A 16,728-nucleotide genomic window follows, 5' to 3' on the forward strand; every position below is an offset into this window, starting at 1 on the left:
ACCGCAGACGAGGGCCGCGACCGGTGGTCGCGGCCCTTGTCCGTGTCAGGCGCGGGCGAACAGATCGCCCGAGGCAAGGTGCCGCTTGAGGATCTTGCCGGTGGCTCCCTTGGGCAGGGTCTCGACAAACGTGTAGAGCCGCGGGATCTTGTAGGCCGACAGCTCGCGACGGGCCAGCTCTCGTAGATCGTCAACGGTGGTCGCGCTGCCGTCGGCCAGCACGACGACCGCGCCGATCTCTTCGCCCAGATGAGTGTCCGGCACCCCGATCACCGCCGCCTCGACGACGTCGGGATGCGAGTACAGCACCTCTTCGACCTCGCGCGGGTACACGTTGTAGCCGCCACGGATGATCAGGTCCTTGGCCCGGTCGACGATTGTGAGGTAGCCGTCCTCGTCCAGGAAGCCCAGGTCTCCCGTGCGCAGCTCGCCGTCCACGAGCGTCTCGGCGGTAGCCTCCTCCCGCCCGTGATAGCCGCGCATCACGATCGGACCGCTGACGTGGATCTCGCCCGTCTCCCCCACCGGCACCTCGACACCCTGCGCGTCGCGCACCCGAATGGTGACGCCCGGCAGCGCCGGGCCGACCGTGCCCACCTTCGGCTCGCGCCGGACATCGTTGAACGCCGCGGCGCCACAGCACTCGGTCAGGCCGTAGCCCTCGAGGATCGTGCATCGGAAGCGGTCCGCGAAGTCCTCGATGACGCTGCGCGGGAGGCTCGCCCCGCCGGACGCAGCGATGCGCAGGTCGGCGAAGTCCTCGGCCCGATACGCGTTGTCCACCAGGAGCATGGCGTTCCACATCGTCGGGACGCCCGCGACGACCGATAGGCGGTGCTCCCGGATCAACTGGACCATCCCGGACGCCGAGAAGGGACTGAGCAGCGACAGCGACCCGCCCATCGAGAGGATGGTGTTCATGATGAGGGCCTGCCCGAAGACATGGAACAACGGAAGTCCCGTCCCGAAGCGGTCGTCCTCGGTGAGCTCGAGGACGGGCGGCAGCACGCGTGTCATGGCCGACAGGTTCGCCACCGTGAGCTCCGCGCCCTTCGGGGCTCCCGTGGTGCCCGACGTGTAGAGCAGGACCGCGGGGTGGTCGGGGTCGCTGTCGTGCCAGCGCTCGAGCCCGCCCACCTCGGCCGACTCCTCCATCGCCTCGATCACGACCCAGGCGTTCCCGGTCGCGCCACATGCCGTTGCCACCGCTTCGCAGGACGCGTCCTCGACGAGGACCAGTGAAACGTCGGTGTCCCCCAGCACGTGGCGCAACTCGCGATCGGTGGACATCGTGTTCATCGTCACGACCGTGCACCCGAGCGCCTGGAGCGCGTAGTAGTGGACGACGAAGTCCGGCGTGCTGGACGCGACGAGGACCACCGTGGCGCCAGGGCCGAGTCCTCGTGCTGCGTGCGCTCCGGCCACCCGTGCGATCTTCCGCCGCAGCTCGCCGTAGGTGATTCGCTCCTCGCCGGCGCGTAGCGCCAGCCTGTCCGGAGTCTGATCGGCGTGGTTCCACAGCGACTCGACAATGTTCATCTCAGCCCTTCGTTCGGTTCATCGATGTTTCGACGCTTAGGTGGACACCGTGCGAGGCGCATCGAACACCTCGCGAGCGCCGGCACTATGGGTGATCGGGAAGTGGCAGGCGACCTCGGCGTCCCCCTGGGGCGACAGCGGCGGTCGATCGCTGAGGCAGATCTCGCGGCCAACCCGGTGCAGGGGTCCGATCGGACAGCGGCTGGTGAAGACGCACCCGGAGGGGCGATGCGCCGGGTCCGGCGGATCACCGGTCACGAGAGCGAGCTCTCGGCCATCCGGCGACTCCATCTCGGGCACCGAGTCGATGAGCACCTTCGTGTAGGGATGACGCGGCTCGTCGAAGAGCTCGGCGACGGCCGCACGCTCCAGCACGACTCCGGCTTGCAGAACCATCGCGTGGTCGCACAGGTACCTCACGATCGCCAGGTCGTGGGCGATCACGAGGTAGGTCAGGCCAAGCTCGTCCCGCAGGTCGCGCAGCAAGTTGAGGATGGAGGCCTGGACCGAGACGTCGAGCGAGGCCGTGACCTCGTCCAGCAACAGCAGCCGAGGACGGCGACCCAGAGCGCGGGCAATGGCCACGCGCTGGGCCTGACCACCGGAGAGCTCGCTGGGGAAGCGCTCGGCGAACGAGGCGGGCAGGCCCACCTGCTCGAGCAGCTCTGCTAGCCGTCGGCCGCGCTCGACACTCGTGCTGATCGTGGCCCCGCCGACGAAGGCGTCCGCCACGGCGTCTCCCACGCTCCGGCGGGGGTTGAGGGACGCACGCGGATCCTGGAACACCAGTTGGACGCGATCGTGCAAGGCGCGCCGGGAGCGCGCTCGCGCATGATCGATCGGGCTGCCGTCGACCGCGATCGACCCACCGGTGACGGGCGCCAGACCCACGATGGCCTTCGCGATCGTCGACTTGCCAGAGCCTGACTCGCCGACCAGGCCCAGTGCGCCTCCCGGGGCGATCGCGAACGAGACGTCCTCGATGACCGTGGGTCGGTCACGGCCCGGATACCTGATCCGCAGGTTCTCGACCTCAAGCATGGGCGTTCTCCTCGGCTCTCCAGCAGGCGACGCGATGGTCGCCGGCTCGCGTCAGTGGTGGCGCGATGTCACAGCGCTCGTCCGCCTCGTTGCATCGGTTCCTGAACGGGCACCCGTCCCCGCGGGCACCGGGGTCGGGCAAGGTGCCCGGGATGGTCACCAGGCGGCGCGAGGGATCGTGAGCGAGGGAGGGAACCGACGCGATCAGAGCGCGCGTGTAGGGATGACGCGCGTCCTTCACGAGGGAGACGGAGGGAAGGTCCTCGACAAGCTCTCCGGCGTACATGACCAGGATGCGCGAGCAGACCTGCTGCAGGAGCGCGATGTGGTGCGACACCAAGAGGATTGCCGTCTCGTGCTCGGCGTTGAGCCGGCGCAGCATGCGCATCACGTCGGCCTGCACGGTGACGTCCAGAGCCGTAGTGGGCTCGTCGGCGATCAGCAGCGACGGGCTCATCATGAGTCCCATCGCGATCATCGCGCGCTGCCGCATCCCGCCGCTCAGCTGATATGGGTACTCGCGCAGACGCTGCTCCGCACCGGCGATCTTGACCTCGCTCAGGTTCTCGGCCGCGCGGCGCAGGGCACTGGCCCGGGGCAGCCGTTGGTGGTGCATCACCGCCTCGGTCATCTGGGTGCCCAGCTTCAGCGCCGGGTTCAAGGAGGCCTGCGGGTCCTGGAACACCACCGCCTGATTCAGCCCTCTCGTCCTGAGCGCCGTCCGCCGGTCCGCCGTGGTCAGGTCGACGCCCTCGAAGCTCAACCGGTCGGCGGAGGAGGTCACGCCTACCGGCAGGAGGTCCGCGATGGCCAGCGCCGTCATGGACTTGCCGCACCCGGACTCCCCCACCACGCCAACGATCTCGCCGCGCCGCATCGAGAAGCTCACGTCGCGGACCAGCGAGGCCCCCTCGCCCTGTGCGCCGACGCCCACGCACAGGTTCGCGACCTCCAGGACCGTCTCGGCGCTCATCATCGCGTCCTCCTTTTCTGGAACGGGTCCATCCCCTGCGCGACCGAGTCGGCCACGAGAGCCAGGGCCAGACCGGTGACCGCGATCATCGCCGCGGGTGCCAGCGCGGCCGCTGGTGACATGTAGAACTCCTTGACTCCCTCTGTCAGGAGGCTCCCCCAGTCGATGTCGGGCGGCTGGACCCCGAGCCCGAGGAAGGACAGGGCCGAGACAGCCACGATGCACTCGGCCAGGAGGGTGAGCAGCGCGACGGCCAGCGCGTCGGCGATGTTCGGCAGGACGTAAGCGCGCAGGAGCTTGCCGCGACTCAGGCCCAGCAGCCGCCCGACCATGACGTAGTCACGGCTCGCCACGTGGTGGGAGAGCACGAAGACGACGCGGGCCGTATAGGGAATGAACGCGATGCCGATGGCCGTGGCGGCCCCGACGCCGCCCGGACCCAGCACCGTGACGACGATGACCGCGATCAGGATGTCCGGCAGGCTCAGGCTGACATCGATCACGCTCGCGCCGACCTTGCGCGTGCGAGCCCGCGCCATGCCGAACAGGGCACCCAGCGGGACGGCGACCCCGACGGCGATTGCCGCACTGGTGAGGGCGAGCTGCAGCGACAGGCGCGTCCCGACGAGGGTTCGGCTGAGGACGTCACGGCCGAGGGCGTCCGTCCCCAGCGGGTGCTCGGCACTGGGCGGGGCGAAGGAGTTCGCGACGTCCTGACTGGCCGCCTCGTCACCCAGAAGCGCAGGGGCGACCACGGCCACGATCGCAAGCGTCACGAGAATCAGGAGCGCGACGCGGCCACCGAGGCCCATCCGCCGGAACAGGCCGGTGCGCCTCGTCGGCCGGGTCATGGTCACCGCACTCATGTGCCCTCCTGCGATTGAGCGGACTGCGGGTCGAGCGTGACGACCAGCAGTTCGACCAGCGTGTTGATCACGACGACTCCGACGCCCAGGAAGAGCGTGATCCCCTGAACCACCGGGTAGTCACCGTCGAGGACGGCCGAGACGAGCTCGGTGCCCAGCCCGCTGCGTGCGAAGACCTGCTCGACGATGATCGCCCCAGAGATGAGGCTGGCGACCAGCGTGCCGGCCACCGCGACCGCTGGTGTGAGGACGTTCGGGAGCACGTGGCGCAGGTGCAGGATCCGCGTGGGCAGGCGCTTGCTGCGGGCAGTGCGGATGTAGTCCAAGTTCAGCACCCGGGTCGACTCGACTCGGACCAGCCGAGCGAGCATCGCGGTGGGCCGGGCGGCGAGCGCCAGAGCCGGCAGGACCAAGTACAGGAAGCCGTCCGTCCCGCTGGGCGGGAACCACGTCAGTGTGATGGCGAAGAGGAACACCAGGACCGTGGCCGTCAGGTAGTGGGGCAGGCCGCTGATCAGACCGGTGATTGAGGTGAAGCCACTGCGTAGCCACGCTCGGCGGCCGTGGGTCGCGTGTGCGACCGCGATGCCGATGGGCACCGAGAAGGCCAGGGCCAGCACCACGGCGAGGGCAGTCAGCTGCAGGGTGGGCACCGCACGATCAGCAATGAGCTCGGTGACCGGCTCCCGGTTCGTGAACGAGTTGCCGAGATCGAAGTGAACCAGGTCGTTCAGGTAGGCGACGAATTGCACCGCCAGCGGGTCGTCCAGGTGCATCTGCTCTCGCGCCTGGAGGTAGGCGTCCTCACTGCCCTCCAGACCCACGATGCGCCGGGCCGGATCGCCGGGGACCAGGCGCACCATGGCGAAGGTCGACACAATCAGGACACCGAGCACGGCGACCAGCCGCAGCAGACCCTGCCGCAGGACACGCAGCCACACGTTCGACGGACCGGAGCGCCTCTTCGACGAGGCTCCGGGCCGGGGTGGTGACGCAGTCGCCTGCGTCACCACCACGGACTCACGGATGCCTTCGCTCATTTCGTGGAGCGGATCGTGAACGGATCAAGGGAGTAGTAGATCCCCTCGAACGTCACGTCCTTGGCGAAGTAGTGCGCCACTGGCCACGTGAGGGGCAGCAGGTCCAGGTTCGTGAGCAGTGCAGCCTCCCCCTCCTGCCACGCCTCGCACCGACGATCCGGATCGGACAGAGCGACCTGCGCGGCCTTCTTGTACTCGGCGTTGTCGATGTGCGACACGTTCACGCCACCCTCCTCGCTGACCGAGCCGAGGTGCTGCGTCGGCGTCCCCAGCGACGCGGCGAACGGGAAGATGTAGAGGTCGAACTCGTTGGAGAAGACCTTCTGGATGCCCGTCGCGGTGTCATTCATGCTGAGGTCGACCACGATCCCGAGCTTCTCGAACTGGTCCGTGATGTACTGCGGGCCGCTGTTCTTGAGCGTGTCTCCGACGAAGCGCAGGGTGACCGGCTTGCCGTCCGGTCCGACGCGAGCGTCGCCCTTCAGCGGGTAGCCGGCCGCGTCGAGTGCCTGTGCAGCAGCGTCGACGGAAACCTCGGGCAGCAGATCGGCGTTGTCCTCCGTGTAGCAGTCGAGGTTCGGCGTGTAGAGCGTGCGCAGCGGCTTGCTCCGGTCGAAAGTCGACGCCCGCGTGTAGAGCTGGGGATCGACCGCCATCGCGAGCGCCTTGCGGAAAGCCGGGTCCGCCCCCGGAAGCCCGGGGCTCTGGTTGAAGATCAGCCCGTCGCCGCCGTACGACTCGATCGGCAGGTGGTTGAACTCGTCGCGGGTCTCCAGCCGCTCACCGTCGCGGCCCATCACCGGTCCGATCGTCAGCTCGCCGGCGAGCAGGGCGTTGACCATCGCGGAATCGTCGGCGATGTACTTCAGGCTCAGCCGCTTCGGCAGGTCGGTGACCTCCACCCCCTCGGGCAGGGAGACGTAGTCGTCGCGTCGCTCGAACTCGTAGCTATCGCCGCGCTTGGCCGAGACCAAACGGAAGGGGCCCGACCCCTGAGGCTCGCTGGCCAGGGCTTCCGGATTGTCCACGCCGGCGCCGCAGATGATCTGTCCGACGTTCGCCAGCGCTGGGAGCAGGTCGGTATTCGGGTTCTCCAGCTTCATCGAGAACGTCCGCGTGCTGTCGTCCGCCGTGAACTCGACGTCACCGCCGGCGAAGAGGCGTTCCACGTACTGCGCGCCGCTGTCCGGATCGAGCATGCGGTCGAACGACTTCTTGATGACCGAGGCCGTCAGCTCGGACCCGTCGGAGCACAGAACGCCCTCCTGGATCGTGAAGTCGCCACCGTGCGGGTCCACGTCCCACTTCTCCGCGACACCGGGAATCAGATCGCCGTCGGAGGTGCGCATGACCAAGGTCGAGTACACGAGGCGCACCATCTGGCCCGCGCCGAACTGACCAAGGGTCTGGTGCGGGTCGAACGTGTCGATGTCGGACCTGATTCCCATGGTCACTTCGTCTGGAGCCGGCCCCGTCGCCTCGCGCGCGGTGTCCGATGAGCCGCCACCGCCCCCACCGGAGCAAGCAGCCAGCACGAGCAGTCCGATCCCGATGCCAGCACCGAGCGCTCGACGTTGAACGTGTCGCATGATGATTCTCCACTTCCAGGCAGTCCTAGCGAGAACGAGCCCTGAGCCCGCATTTTATTAACGGTATCGTTAATTTAATGCTCGGGCAAGCAGAATGCGTGAATCACCTCACACCTCGCGCGAGCCAACCTCCTGGTGCACGCGAGGCCACGCCGTCGACTCGACGTGGTACAGATGCGAATCGAGGAATACGCGCAGCTCGATCGCCGCGTTCAGGGGATCGCCGGCGATGATGGCGTGGACCAAGGCCTCGTGCTCCTCGTGGCACGGATCCCCGGTCTCGATGAAGTACGACGCGATCGTCTCCCGGAACCCTTCGAGCATCGAGTCGTAGAGCTCGATCAACAGCGGATTCTGGGCCGCTCGGACGAACTGCCGGTGCAGCTGGAGGTCGGCCTCGACGTAGCCGTCGACATCATTGCGGTCGGCCGTCTCACGCCGCGCCGTCATCGAGGCGAGAAGTCCCTCGATGTCCTCGTCAGTCCGACGCGTCGCGGCCAGTGCGGCGGCCACCACCTCGAGGGCGAGCCGGATCTCCAGCACGTCCTGGCGATCTTTCGACGACAGATGGCGCTCGAAGAGCCCGGTGAGCTCGGACTGGCTCACGACGAACGTCCCCGAGCCCTGGCGTCGCTCGAGCAATCCGGTGTGCACCAGCGAGCTCACGGCCTCACGGATCGTGTTCCGGCTGATGCCTGCCTCGGCTGCGAGCTCGGACTCGGTCGGGATCTGCTGTCCGACCGGCCAGTCACCGGACTGGATGCGCTCCGTGAGGTAGTCGACAGCGCTCTCTCGGAGGTCCGTGCGAGAGCCAAGGCCGAACTTGCTGGGCCGCGGTCCACCTGTACGCTCGCTGGCAGTCATTGGGTCATCCTACCTATTTCCTGCTCACTGTGCGAGGTTCTCATGGACGCGATCTGCACCGACACCTCGCCCCGAGCGCGAGCCTCCGCGCTTCTGCTCACCGCCGGATCACTCCTCGCGATCGTGCTCACCGCCGCGACCCTGCGGATTGCGGTGACCTCGACGTCCCCCCTCGGCACGTGGCTGGTGGCCGAACTGCAGCTCGGCCCCAGCCAGATCGGCTTTATCGGGACCCTGCCTCCCCTGTGCTTCTGCGTACTTGGCCTGGCCACCCCAGGCCTGATCAGCCGCTTCGGCATCCATGCGGTGGCCATCGCGGCGATGACCACCTGCGCTGTCGCCATGGCCGCGCGGTCACAGACCGGAAGCTTCGCGATCTACGCCGTCGCCACCGCGATGTCGCTCGCAGCGATGGGCGTGGGCAACGTGCTCCTGCCGCCGCTCACCAAGCAGCACTTCCCTGCGCACCAGGACTCGGTGACCACGACCTACATCTTCACGCTCCAGCTGGGCATGGTCGTCCCACCGCTGCTGGCCGTCAGCCTGGCCGAGAGCTGGGGATGGCGGACATCGCTCGGCGTGTGGGCCCTCGTTCCCGCCCTCGCCGCTCCCGCACTGGCGGTCGCCTGGCGTGCGGCCCTGCGCACGCCGGCGCCGCGGCCGGTCGAGATCACCGGCGTTCAACCGAGCTCACGGCGATGGACCAGCCTCACCATCTCGCTGACGATCGTCATGGGGACGACCTCTCTCACGACCTACACGATCCTCGCGTGGCTCCCGGACATCGTGATCCACGCGGGCCTCACGCCCGCTCAGGCGGGCTCGATGGTCGCGGTCTTCGGGGCCGCAGGCCTCGCCGCCACGCTGGCCGTCCCTCGCTGGGTCGCGCGTGCGTCGCATCCGATCGCGATCACGTCGTCCTGCAGCGTGGCGTACTTGGTCGGGTTCCTGGGGCTGATCCACGCTCCCGGTCAGCACACTTGGCTCTGGGCGGCCTGCGTGGGCTGGGGTTCGGGGATGTTCAGCTTCACGCTGGTCATGATCAACCGCAAGACCCGGACCCTCGCCGGCGCCGCGACGGTCTCGGGCCTGGTCCAGGGAGTGGGCTACGCGATCGCGGCGCTGGGTCCGCTCGGCTTCGGACTGCTGACACGTCCTGAATGCTTCGCGCCGGGCCTGTACGTCATGGTGACCGTTGCGGTGATCATGTACATCGCGACCGTGTTCACGCTGCGGGCACCGCCCTTCGAGAGCGCCCGGTGAAGGCGAGTGCCGGCTTCAGCGCGCGCCCACCATGGCCAGAACCAGGTCGCCGTTCAACTGAGCGATCTTCTCAGGCGGGTGCTCACCGGACCGTGCCGAGTGCAAGCAGATGTTGAGCACGGCACGCGTCGTCGTACGCAGATCCTCGAACTGCATCTCCCCTGACCGTCGCCCGCTCTCCAGAATCGCCGAGATCTGGGCGACGTACTCGCGCAGGCCAGCACGCAGGTCTGCACTCATCTCGGGGGGCAACGACTCGACGAGTTGCACGAAGGCCAGGCCGGACGGCATCTCGACCTCCGCCAGACGCCAGCGTGTGTGCGCGACCACGAGAGCACGAAGCCGCTCCGCGGGCGCCAGGTCCCACCGCAGTGCGTCCGCCAACGTCTCGTTGAATCCTCGCCAGGTCTCGTCCAGCAGCTCCCTGAGGAGCTCGTCCTTGGAGGAGAAGTGCCAATAGAGCGCCGGCGCCGTCACGCCGGACTGTCGGGCGATCTCCGCGATCGTCGTGCCCGCCGCGCCTTTCTGCCGGAAGAGCACGGAAGCCTCGCGCATCACCCGGTCACGCAGCGTGTCACCTTCGGGGCGATCCTCGGCTCTGGGGCGCCCTCGCCGTGGCTTCACCTCCGGCGCGTCGTCCGCCATGTCAGCGCCTCTCGTAATTGTCCACCTGTTCAATATTACCAGTCGGTACGTCAGCTGCGTGTCCCACGGTCGGGCGCCCGCGGCAGCGGTCCCGGGGGGCCGTGCGTCAGATCGGAGTCATCGTACGCCGCAATCGAGCGTCGGCTCATTGTCCGCCGCTGGACTCGTTCTCACCTCATGTCGACTCAGGCGAGCGCGCGGTCCAGCGCCACCAGCACCTGGTCGCGCGTGGGAGCCCCCGAGGCCCGCTCCACGATGCGTCCGGACGCGTCGAGCACCAGCACCGTGGGCGTGCGCAGCACGCCCACCCGCCGGACGAGATCGAGCTCGGACTCGGCGTCGATCTCCACCGTGGAGACGCCCGGGACGAGCGCGGTCACCTGCCCCAGCACCTGCCGCGTGGCTCGGCACGGCGCGCAGAAGGCACTGGAGAACTGGACGAGCGTGGCCCGCTCGCCCAGCGGCACGCCGAGGTCGTCCGGGCCGAGCCGCCCACTCTCGTCGTCGCCCGACGATCCGGCGAACCGCCCGTTCTTCCACTGCATCGCTGCGGCCAGCACGACCGCCACGACGACGGCCACCAGGAGCACCTCGACTCCGTCCACCGGCTCTCCTCCTCGGCTCGTTCCCGTGTGACATCGGTGTGACGTGGTTCGCATTCATCGGGCGCCGCTCGTCACAGCCACGTGACATGAAGTATGGTCGACGAGGCAATGAGGCTTCGATGAACACGGTGCGTTCGTCGGGGCCTCGACGTGTATAGGAGGCCAATCACGTGTCCCACCTGCTGCTGCTGACGAAGAGCTCGCAGTCCTCGGTCGAGGTCCTGCCCTCGCTCGCGCTGCTCCCCCACCACGTCAAGATCCTGCCCGCGGAGGCCAGCGCCCTCATCGACGCGCCCCAGTGCGACGCCGTTTTGGTCGACGGCCGCCACGACCTGGCGCAGGTCCGCAGCCTCACGCGCGTGATCCGCACGACCGGCATCGAGTGCCCGCTCGTCCTCATCCTCACCGAGGGCGGCCTCACCGTCGCCGCCGCCGACTGGGGCATGGACGACGTCATCCTGACCACCGCCGGCCCGGCCGAGCTGGAGGCCCGCCTGCGGCTGGCCATGGGCCGCGTCGCCGCCGACGGCGACAAGTCCGAGGACGACAGCCACATCATCAGCGCCAGCGGCCTGGTCGTCGACGACGTCACCTACACCGCCAAGCTCGACGGCCGCGTCCTGGACCTGACGTTCAAGGAGTTCGAGCTCCTCAAGTTCCTGGCCCAGCACCCGGGCCGCGTGTTCACCCGCCAGCAGCTGCTGCAGGAGGTGTGGGGCTACGACTACTTCGGCGGCACCCGCACGGTGGACGTCCACGTTCGCCGCCTGCGCGCCAAGCTCGGCCCCGAGAACGAGACGCTCATCGGCACCGTCCGCAACGTGGGCTACCGGTTCGTCTCGCGCCGCGAGTCCGGCGAGGTCGCGGCGGAGCGCGCCGCCGAGCGCCAGGAGTCCGCACGCCGCCAGGTCGCCGGCCGCGCCTGACCGCCTCCGCGCGGACGCAGAACGGGAGGGCGGGGCTCAGCCCAGCGTGGGGATGAGCTCCTCGAGGTACTCCACGGTGTCGGGCCAGCCCTCGACCGCGTGGCAGGGGACGCCGAGCGCCAGCACCGGGTAGTCGTTGCCCTCCGGGTCGAGACGGTCGCCGACGAACAGCATCTCGTCGAGGCTGATGCCGGTGGCGTCCGCCAGCTGCTTCATCCCGTAGGCCTTGTCGATCCCGCGGTGGGTGATGTCGACCGAGGTCGAGCCGCCCGAGCGCACCTCGAGGTCGGGCAGCGCCGCCGCGACGGCGTCGCGCAGCGCGCCCTTCTTCGTCCCGTCGGGGTCCCACGCCATCTTCGCCTCGATCGGCGCCTTCTGGCCGAGCGCGGAGAACGTGATCTGCGAGCCACGGTCCTCCAGGATGTCGCCCCAGGTCTGCGACTCCCACAGGCCGAGGCGCCTGGCCTCCTGCTCGACCGCGGCGAGGGCGCGATCGCGCTCGTCCTCGGTCAGGGCGTGCGCGTAGACCGTGACGATCTCCTCGCCGCGCAGGCGGTAGTACTGGGTGCCGCACGTGGGCAGCAGGTGGATCCGCTCCAGGACCTCGGCCGGCGCGGGCGGCAGCTGCTCCACGACCTGCTTGCGAAACTGCTCCAGCTGGCCACCGGAGATGATCGCCACCTCGACCCGTTCGGCGAGCCGGACGAGCTGGTCGCCGATGGGCTCGGGGATCGCGCACTTCGACGGGGCGAGCGTGTCGTCGAGATCGAATGCGACGAGTCGGGGTCCGGACACGCGAGGGAGTCTACTGTTGAGTACATGCGCCGTCTGCACAACATGACCCAGGCGTACGACTGGGGCTCCACGAGTGACATCCCTCGATTCCTGGGGCGCACGGGATCGGGGGAACCGGTCGCCGAGATGTGGCTGGGCACCCATCCCCTGGCCCCCTCGCAGGTCGAGACGCCCGAGGGCCTGCGCCCGTTGTCCGACGTGGCCGGCGAGATCCCGTTCATGCTCAAGATCCTCGCGGCCGAGCAGCCGCTGTCGATCCAGGTGCACCCCGGCCAGGCCGAGGCCCGGGAGGGGTTCGCGCGCGAGGAGGCCGCCGGCGTGCCGCTGGACTCGCCGCAGCGCGTGTTCAAGGACCCCAACCACAAGCCCGAGATGGTCTACGCGCTCAGCACCTTCGACACCCTCGTCGGCTTTCGCCCCACCGCCGAGATCCTGCGCGTCTTCTCCCAGCTCGACACCCCCACGATCAACGCCGCGTCGGCCACCCTGCGTGCGAAGACGGGATTCAAGGGCATCGTCCGCGTGCTGGAGAACCTGCTCATCGCGCCGCCCCCGCCGGCCGAGATCGCTCAGGTCGTCATCCAGTGCAAGGCGCTCGTGCACGACGGCGTCGACATCAAGCGCGCCTACAGCACTGCGGCGATGATCGCCCGCCACCATCCCGACGACGTGGGCATCGTCGTCTCGCTGCTGCTCAACCGCTTCACGCTGCAGCCGGGCGAGGCGATGTTCCTGGGCACGGGCGTGATCCACGCGCACCTGTCGGGCCTGTGCCTGGAGGCCATGGTCAACTCCGACAACGTCATGCGCGCCGGCCTCACCCGCAAGGCGCTCGACCCCGAGGGCCTGATCCGCTGCCTCGAGGCCGGCATGGCCCGCGTCGCGCGGGTCGAGCCGGGATACCCCTCGTTCTCCACCGAGGTCTACCACCCGGAGGTCGAGGAGTTCGCGCTCGCGGTCACCCAGGTGTCCCCCGCCGACCCCGACGGCGTCTCGATCATCGCCGCCGCGCACTCGATCGTCATGTGCATCGGCGGTGCCGTGCAGCTGCTGAACGCCCGCGGCGAGAAGGTCCCGCTGAGCCGCGGCGAGACGGTCTACACCGATGCCGAGGACGGCGACCTCACCCTGGTGGGCACGGGCGAGATCGCCCAGATCTACCTGCCCGGTCCCGGCACGCCCGACTCCGAGCTCAAGGACCTGGTCGGCCACCGGCCCGTGCGCGCGATCCCCTGAGGGTCAGAGCAGGTCGTCGCGGTCGAGTCCGGGCAGCTGCGCCACGATCTCCTTGACCCGCTGCGACTGGGCGAGGTCGAGCACCAGCACGGCGTCGTCGGTCTGCACGACGGCCACGTTGCGCAGGCCCAGCACGGCGATCTGCACGCCCTCCTGCCCTCGGGCCACGCCGTCGGCGTCCACCCAGAGCACGTCGGGCGATGAGCCCAGCGGCGCGATGGAGGCGAAGTCGCCGAGGTCGTCCCATCCGAAGGTGGCCGGGACGACCGCCATGCCGCCCTCCGCCGCCACCGGCTCGGCGACGGCGTGGTCGATCGCGATCTTCGCCAGCGTGGGCCAGGTGCGGCCGAGCTCGGCCACGAAGGACGGGGTGCCCCACGCGGCCGCGACCGCCCGCAGGCCGGCGGCGAGCTCGGGCTGGAAGCGCGCGAGCGAGTCCAGCAGGACCGACGCGCGGGCCACGAACATCCCGGCGTTCCACACGAAGTCGCCCGAGGCGAGGTAGCCGCGTGCGGTCGCCTCGTCGGGCTTCTCCACGAAGCTGCGCACGGCGCGGGCCGAGCCGAACCCCTCGAGCGGGTCGCCCGACGCGATGTAGCCGAACGCGGTGGACGGCTCGGTGGGCTCGACCCCGATCGTGACGATGAAGCCCTGCTCGGCCACCGCGATCGCCTCGCGCACGGCGTCGGCGAAGCGGTCGGGATCGGGGATGCGGTGGTCGGCGGCGAACGACCCCACGACGGCGTCGGGGTCGGCGCGCTCGATGATCGCGGCCGCCAGGCCGATCGCCGGCATCGACTCGCGCGGCGACGGCTCGAGCAGCAGGTTCACCAGCTCGGGCAGCTGCTCGGCGATCGCGCTGCCGTGCGCCGCACCGGACACCACGTGGATGTGCTCGACCGACGCGAGCGGGAGCATCCGGTCCCACGTCTGCTGGATCAGCGTGCGGCCGGTCCCCTCGAGGTCGAGCAGGAACTTCGGCCGGGCCTTCCGCGACAGCGGCCACAGGCGGGTTCCGGCGCCGCCGGCCGGGATGATGGCGTGGAACGTGGACACGGCGGTCACTGTAGTGGTCCACGAGGTACGGCGTAACGGGTCGACGGCGCCCCGGCCAGCCATACTGGGTGCCGTGTCCCGCCTCACCGCCCGTGAACTGATCGACCTCGTCCTCGACCCCGGATCCTGGGAGTCGTGGGACGAGCCGGTCGACCACACCGTCCACCCCGAGCCGTACCGCACCGACCTGCTGGCCGCGGCCGAGCGCGCGGGCACCGACGAGTCGATCATCACCGGTCGCGCCCTGATGCGAGGGCGGCCCGTGGCGGTCCTGGTGAACGAGTTCAAGTTCCTCGCGGGATCGATCGGCCAGGTGGCGGCCGAGCGCATCGTGCGCGCCGTGCGCCGCGCCACCGCCGAGGGGATCCCCGTGCTGGCCACGACGGCCTCGGGCGGCACCCGCATGCAGGAGGGCACGCCCGCGTTCGTCCGCATGGTCGACATCTCCCGGGCACTGATGGACCACAAGGCGGCCGGCCTGCCCTACCTCATCTACTTGCGCCACCCCACCACCGGCGGCGTCTTCGCCTCGTGGGGCTCGCTCGGCCACATCACCATCGCCGAGCCGGGCGCCCTCATCGGCTTCCTCGGCCCGAAGGTCTACGAGCTGCTCAACGGCGCTCCCTTCCCGCCGGGCATCCAGACCTCGGACAACCTCGCGAACCGCGGCATCATCGACGCCGTCGTGATGCCCGAGGAGCTGCCGTTCATGGTGGACACGGCGCTGTCGATCCTCATCGACCCGCCGCGGGAGTCCAGCCGGACCCGGCGTCCGGGCGCGACGCAGCGCCGCCACGAGACGTGGGACTCGGTGCTGCTCACCCGTACCCCGGACCGCCCCGGCGTCCGCGAGGTGCTGCGCTGGGGCTGCGACGAGATCATCCGCCTGCAGGGCACCGAGCGCGGCGAGCGCGACGCCGCGATGATCGTCGCCCTGGCCAGGATCGACGGCGAGCCCTGCGTCGTGATCGGCCAGGACCGTACGACGCAGAGCCGGATCAAGCCGATGGGCCCCGCGGCCCTGCGTGAGGCCCGCCGCGGGATGAAGCTCGCCAACGAGCTCGGCCTGCCGCTGGTCTCCTTCATCGACACCCCGGGCGCCGAGCTGTCCCCCGACGCCGAACAGGGTGCCATCGCCGGCGAGATCGCCCGCTGCATCAGCTCGATGTCGACGATGCGCGTCCCCTCGGTCTCGGTCCTGCTGGGCCAGGGCTGCGGCGGCGGCGCGCTGGCGCTGCTGCCCGCCTCCCGCACGATCGCGGCCGAGAACTCCTGGCTGTCGCCGCTGCCGCCCGAGGGTGCCAGCGCCATCGTCTTCGGCGACGTCGACCACGCCGCCCAACTGTCCGCCGAGCAGCGGATCAGCGCCTTCGACCTCCACGAGTCCGGCGCGGTGCACCACCTCGTGCCCGAGCCGGACGACGACGATCCCGAGTCGTTCGCCCGGGCGATGGCGGCCGAGGTGGCCCATCACCTGCGTGAGCTGAGGGAGCGGGCATGATGCTCCTCGACCTGGCCGAGGCCGCCCTCGAGGCCGACGGCGTCGCCGCGTTCAACGAGGCCACCACGATCGCGCTGCGCGACGGCGCTCCCCTGCGCCTGGAGCGGTACGACGAGGTCGTGGGCGCCGTCGCGGTCGGTGACGCCCCCGTCGAGCTCGTCGTCCACCCGCGCTACCGCCGTCAGGGCCGCGGCCGTGCGCTCGTCGACGACCTGGTCGCCCGCGGCGAGACCCGCTTCTGGGCCCACGGCGACCTGCCGGGCGCCCAGGCCCTGGCCGCGGCCGCGGGGCTGCGCGCCGTGCGGACGCTGCTCGTCCTGACCACCACCGATCGTGATGTCGCCGAGCCGCGCCTGCCCGTCGGTGTCGCGATCCGGCCCTTCCGGGACGCCGATGCCGATGCCGTGGTGGAGGTCAACGCCCGTGCGTTCGCGCACCACCCGGAGCAGGGTGCGATGGACCGCGCCGACTTCGATCGGCGCCGGGCCCAGGCGTGGTTCGACCCCGCGGGCCTGTTCGTCGCCGAGCGCGACGGCGCGGTGGTCGGCTTCCACTGGACCAAGGTCGAGGACGGCGTCGGCGAGGTCTACGTGGTCGGCGTCGACCCGTCGGCCCACGGCGGCGGGCTCGGCACCGCGCTCACGGCCGTCGGCCTGCAGCACCTGTGGGCACAGGACGTCGCGGCGATCGACCTGTACGTCGAGGGCGACAACGACCCGGCGTTGGCGGTCTACCGGCGCCTCGGGTTCACCGAGAAGGCGCGGGACGTCCTCTACGCCGCGGACTGAG

Annotated in this window: 16 protein-coding genes; 5 read left to right on the top strand and 11 right to left on the bottom strand. The window is 69.8% G+C overall.

All coding sequences use genetic code 11. From position 1 onward, the window contains the following. Positions 1 to 45: 45 nt before the first annotated feature. The 7 genes from B5D60_RS06435 to B5D60_RS06465 form a co-directional block, all read right to left on the bottom strand. On the bottom strand, positions 46 to 1,539 hold the full coding sequence (locus B5D60_RS06435; protein ID WP_078699384.1) for an AMP-binding protein: 1,494 nt from the start codon (positions 1,537 to 1,539) through the stop codon (positions 46 to 48). Positions 1,540 to 1,575: 36 nt separating this feature from the next. After that, the gene (locus B5D60_RS06440; protein ID WP_078699385.1) at positions 1,576 to 2,580 is read right to left on the bottom strand and encodes an oligopeptide/dipeptide ABC transporter ATP-binding protein; all 1,005 of its coding nucleotides are present in this window, start codon (positions 2,578 to 2,580) and stop codon (positions 1,576 to 1,578) included. Next, positions 2,573 to 3,556 carry an ABC transporter ATP-binding protein gene (locus tag B5D60_RS06445; RefSeq protein WP_078699386.1) on the bottom strand — a complete coding sequence of 328 codons (984 nt, stop codon included), beginning with the start codon at positions 3,554 to 3,556 and terminating at the stop codon, positions 2,573 to 2,575. The genes B5D60_RS06440 and B5D60_RS06445 overlap by 8 nt, the downstream gene beginning before the upstream one ends. Further along, a complete protein-coding gene (locus B5D60_RS06450; protein WP_078699387.1) occupies positions 3,553 to 4,419 on the bottom strand; it encodes an ABC transporter permease in 867 nt (288 codons plus the stop codon). Before B5D60_RS06450 ends, B5D60_RS06445 begins: the two co-directional genes overlap by 4 nt. Continuing rightward, on the bottom strand, positions 4,416 to 5,459 hold the full coding sequence (locus B5D60_RS06455) for an ABC transporter permease (protein WP_078699388.1): 1,044 nt from the start codon (positions 5,457 to 5,459) through the stop codon (positions 4,416 to 4,418). Before B5D60_RS06455 ends, B5D60_RS06450 begins: the two co-directional genes overlap by 4 nt. Continuing rightward, positions 5,456 to 6,907 carry an ABC transporter substrate-binding protein gene (locus B5D60_RS06460; protein ID WP_172806278.1) on the bottom strand — a complete coding sequence of 484 codons (1,452 nt, stop codon included), beginning with the start codon at positions 6,905 to 6,907 and terminating at the stop codon, positions 5,456 to 5,458. The genes B5D60_RS06455 and B5D60_RS06460 overlap by 4 nt, the downstream gene beginning before the upstream one ends. Positions 6,908 to 7,156: 249 nt before the next feature. Further along, on the bottom strand, positions 7,157 to 7,912 hold the full coding sequence (locus tag B5D60_RS06465) for a FadR/GntR family transcriptional regulator (RefSeq protein ID WP_078699390.1): 756 nt from the start codon (positions 7,910 to 7,912) through the stop codon (positions 7,157 to 7,159). A gap of 42 nt (positions 7,913 to 7,954) precedes the next feature. On the opposite strand from B5D60_RS06465, the gene B5D60_RS06470 reads away from it, so the two are divergent. Beyond that, a complete protein-coding gene (locus B5D60_RS06470) occupies positions 7,955 to 9,175 on the top strand; it encodes an MFS transporter (RefSeq protein WP_078699391.1) in 1,221 nt (406 codons plus the stop codon). Positions 9,176 to 9,190: 15 nt separating this feature from the next. On the opposite strand, the gene B5D60_RS06475 is transcribed toward B5D60_RS06470, so the two are convergent. After that, the gene (locus B5D60_RS06475; protein ID WP_078699392.1) at positions 9,191 to 9,820 is read right to left on the bottom strand and encodes a TetR/AcrR family transcriptional regulator; all 630 of its coding nucleotides are present in this window, start codon (positions 9,818 to 9,820) and stop codon (positions 9,191 to 9,193) included. 185 nt (positions 9,821 to 10,005) lie between these two features. Continuing rightward, positions 10,006 to 10,425, bottom strand: coding sequence for a TlpA family protein disulfide reductase (locus tag B5D60_RS06480; protein ID WP_231948980.1), 420 nt, complete (start codon positions 10,423 to 10,425; stop codon positions 10,006 to 10,008). Between the two features lie 170 nt (positions 10,426 to 10,595). Between B5D60_RS06480 and B5D60_RS06485 the strand changes: the two genes are divergently transcribed. Beyond that, positions 10,596 to 11,351, top strand: a complete 756-nt coding sequence (locus B5D60_RS06485; protein ID WP_078699393.1) for a winged helix-turn-helix transcriptional regulator — start codon at positions 10,596 to 10,598, stop codon at positions 11,349 to 11,351. Positions 11,352 to 11,387: 36 nt separating this feature from the next. Here the strand turns inward: B5D60_RS06485 and B5D60_RS06490 are convergent, their stop codons facing one another. After that, the gene (locus B5D60_RS06490; protein WP_078699394.1) at positions 11,388 to 12,146 is read right to left on the bottom strand and encodes an HAD-IIB family hydrolase; all 759 of its coding nucleotides are present in this window, start codon (positions 12,144 to 12,146) and stop codon (positions 11,388 to 11,390) included. Positions 12,147 to 12,170: 24 nt separating this feature from the next. Between B5D60_RS06490 and manA the strand changes: the two genes are divergently transcribed. Then, complete coding sequence (gene manA / locus B5D60_RS06495; RefSeq protein WP_078699395.1) at positions 12,171 to 13,382, top strand: mannose-6-phosphate isomerase, class I; 1,212 nt, start codon at positions 12,171 to 12,173, stop codon at positions 13,380 to 13,382. A gap of 3 nt (positions 13,383 to 13,385) precedes the next feature. On the opposite strand, the gene B5D60_RS06500 is transcribed toward manA, so the two are convergent. After that, positions 13,386 to 14,438: a mannose-1-phosphate guanylyltransferase gene (locus B5D60_RS06500; RefSeq protein ID WP_231948981.1), complete on the bottom strand. Its 1,053-nt coding sequence runs from the start codon at positions 14,436 to 14,438 to the stop codon at positions 13,386 to 13,388. A 73-nt stretch (positions 14,439 to 14,511) separates the two neighbouring features. Between B5D60_RS06500 and B5D60_RS06505 the strand changes: the two genes are divergently transcribed. Both B5D60_RS06505 and mshD read left to right on the top strand, forming a co-directional pair. Next, a complete protein-coding gene (locus B5D60_RS06505; RefSeq protein ID WP_197684418.1) occupies positions 14,512 to 15,939 on the top strand; it encodes a carboxyl transferase domain-containing protein in 1,428 nt (475 codons plus the stop codon). Beyond that, a complete protein-coding gene (gene mshD / locus B5D60_RS06510) occupies positions 15,936 to 16,727 on the top strand; it encodes a mycothiol synthase (protein ID WP_078699396.1) in 792 nt (263 codons plus the stop codon). Before B5D60_RS06505 ends, mshD begins: the two co-directional genes overlap by 4 nt. Position 16,728 lies beyond the last annotated feature (1 nt).

This window comes from Aeromicrobium choanae (assembly GCF_900167475.1).
GTDB classification, from domain to species: Bacteria; Actinomycetota; Actinomycetes; order Propionibacteriales; family Nocardioidaceae; genus Aeromicrobium; species Aeromicrobium choanae.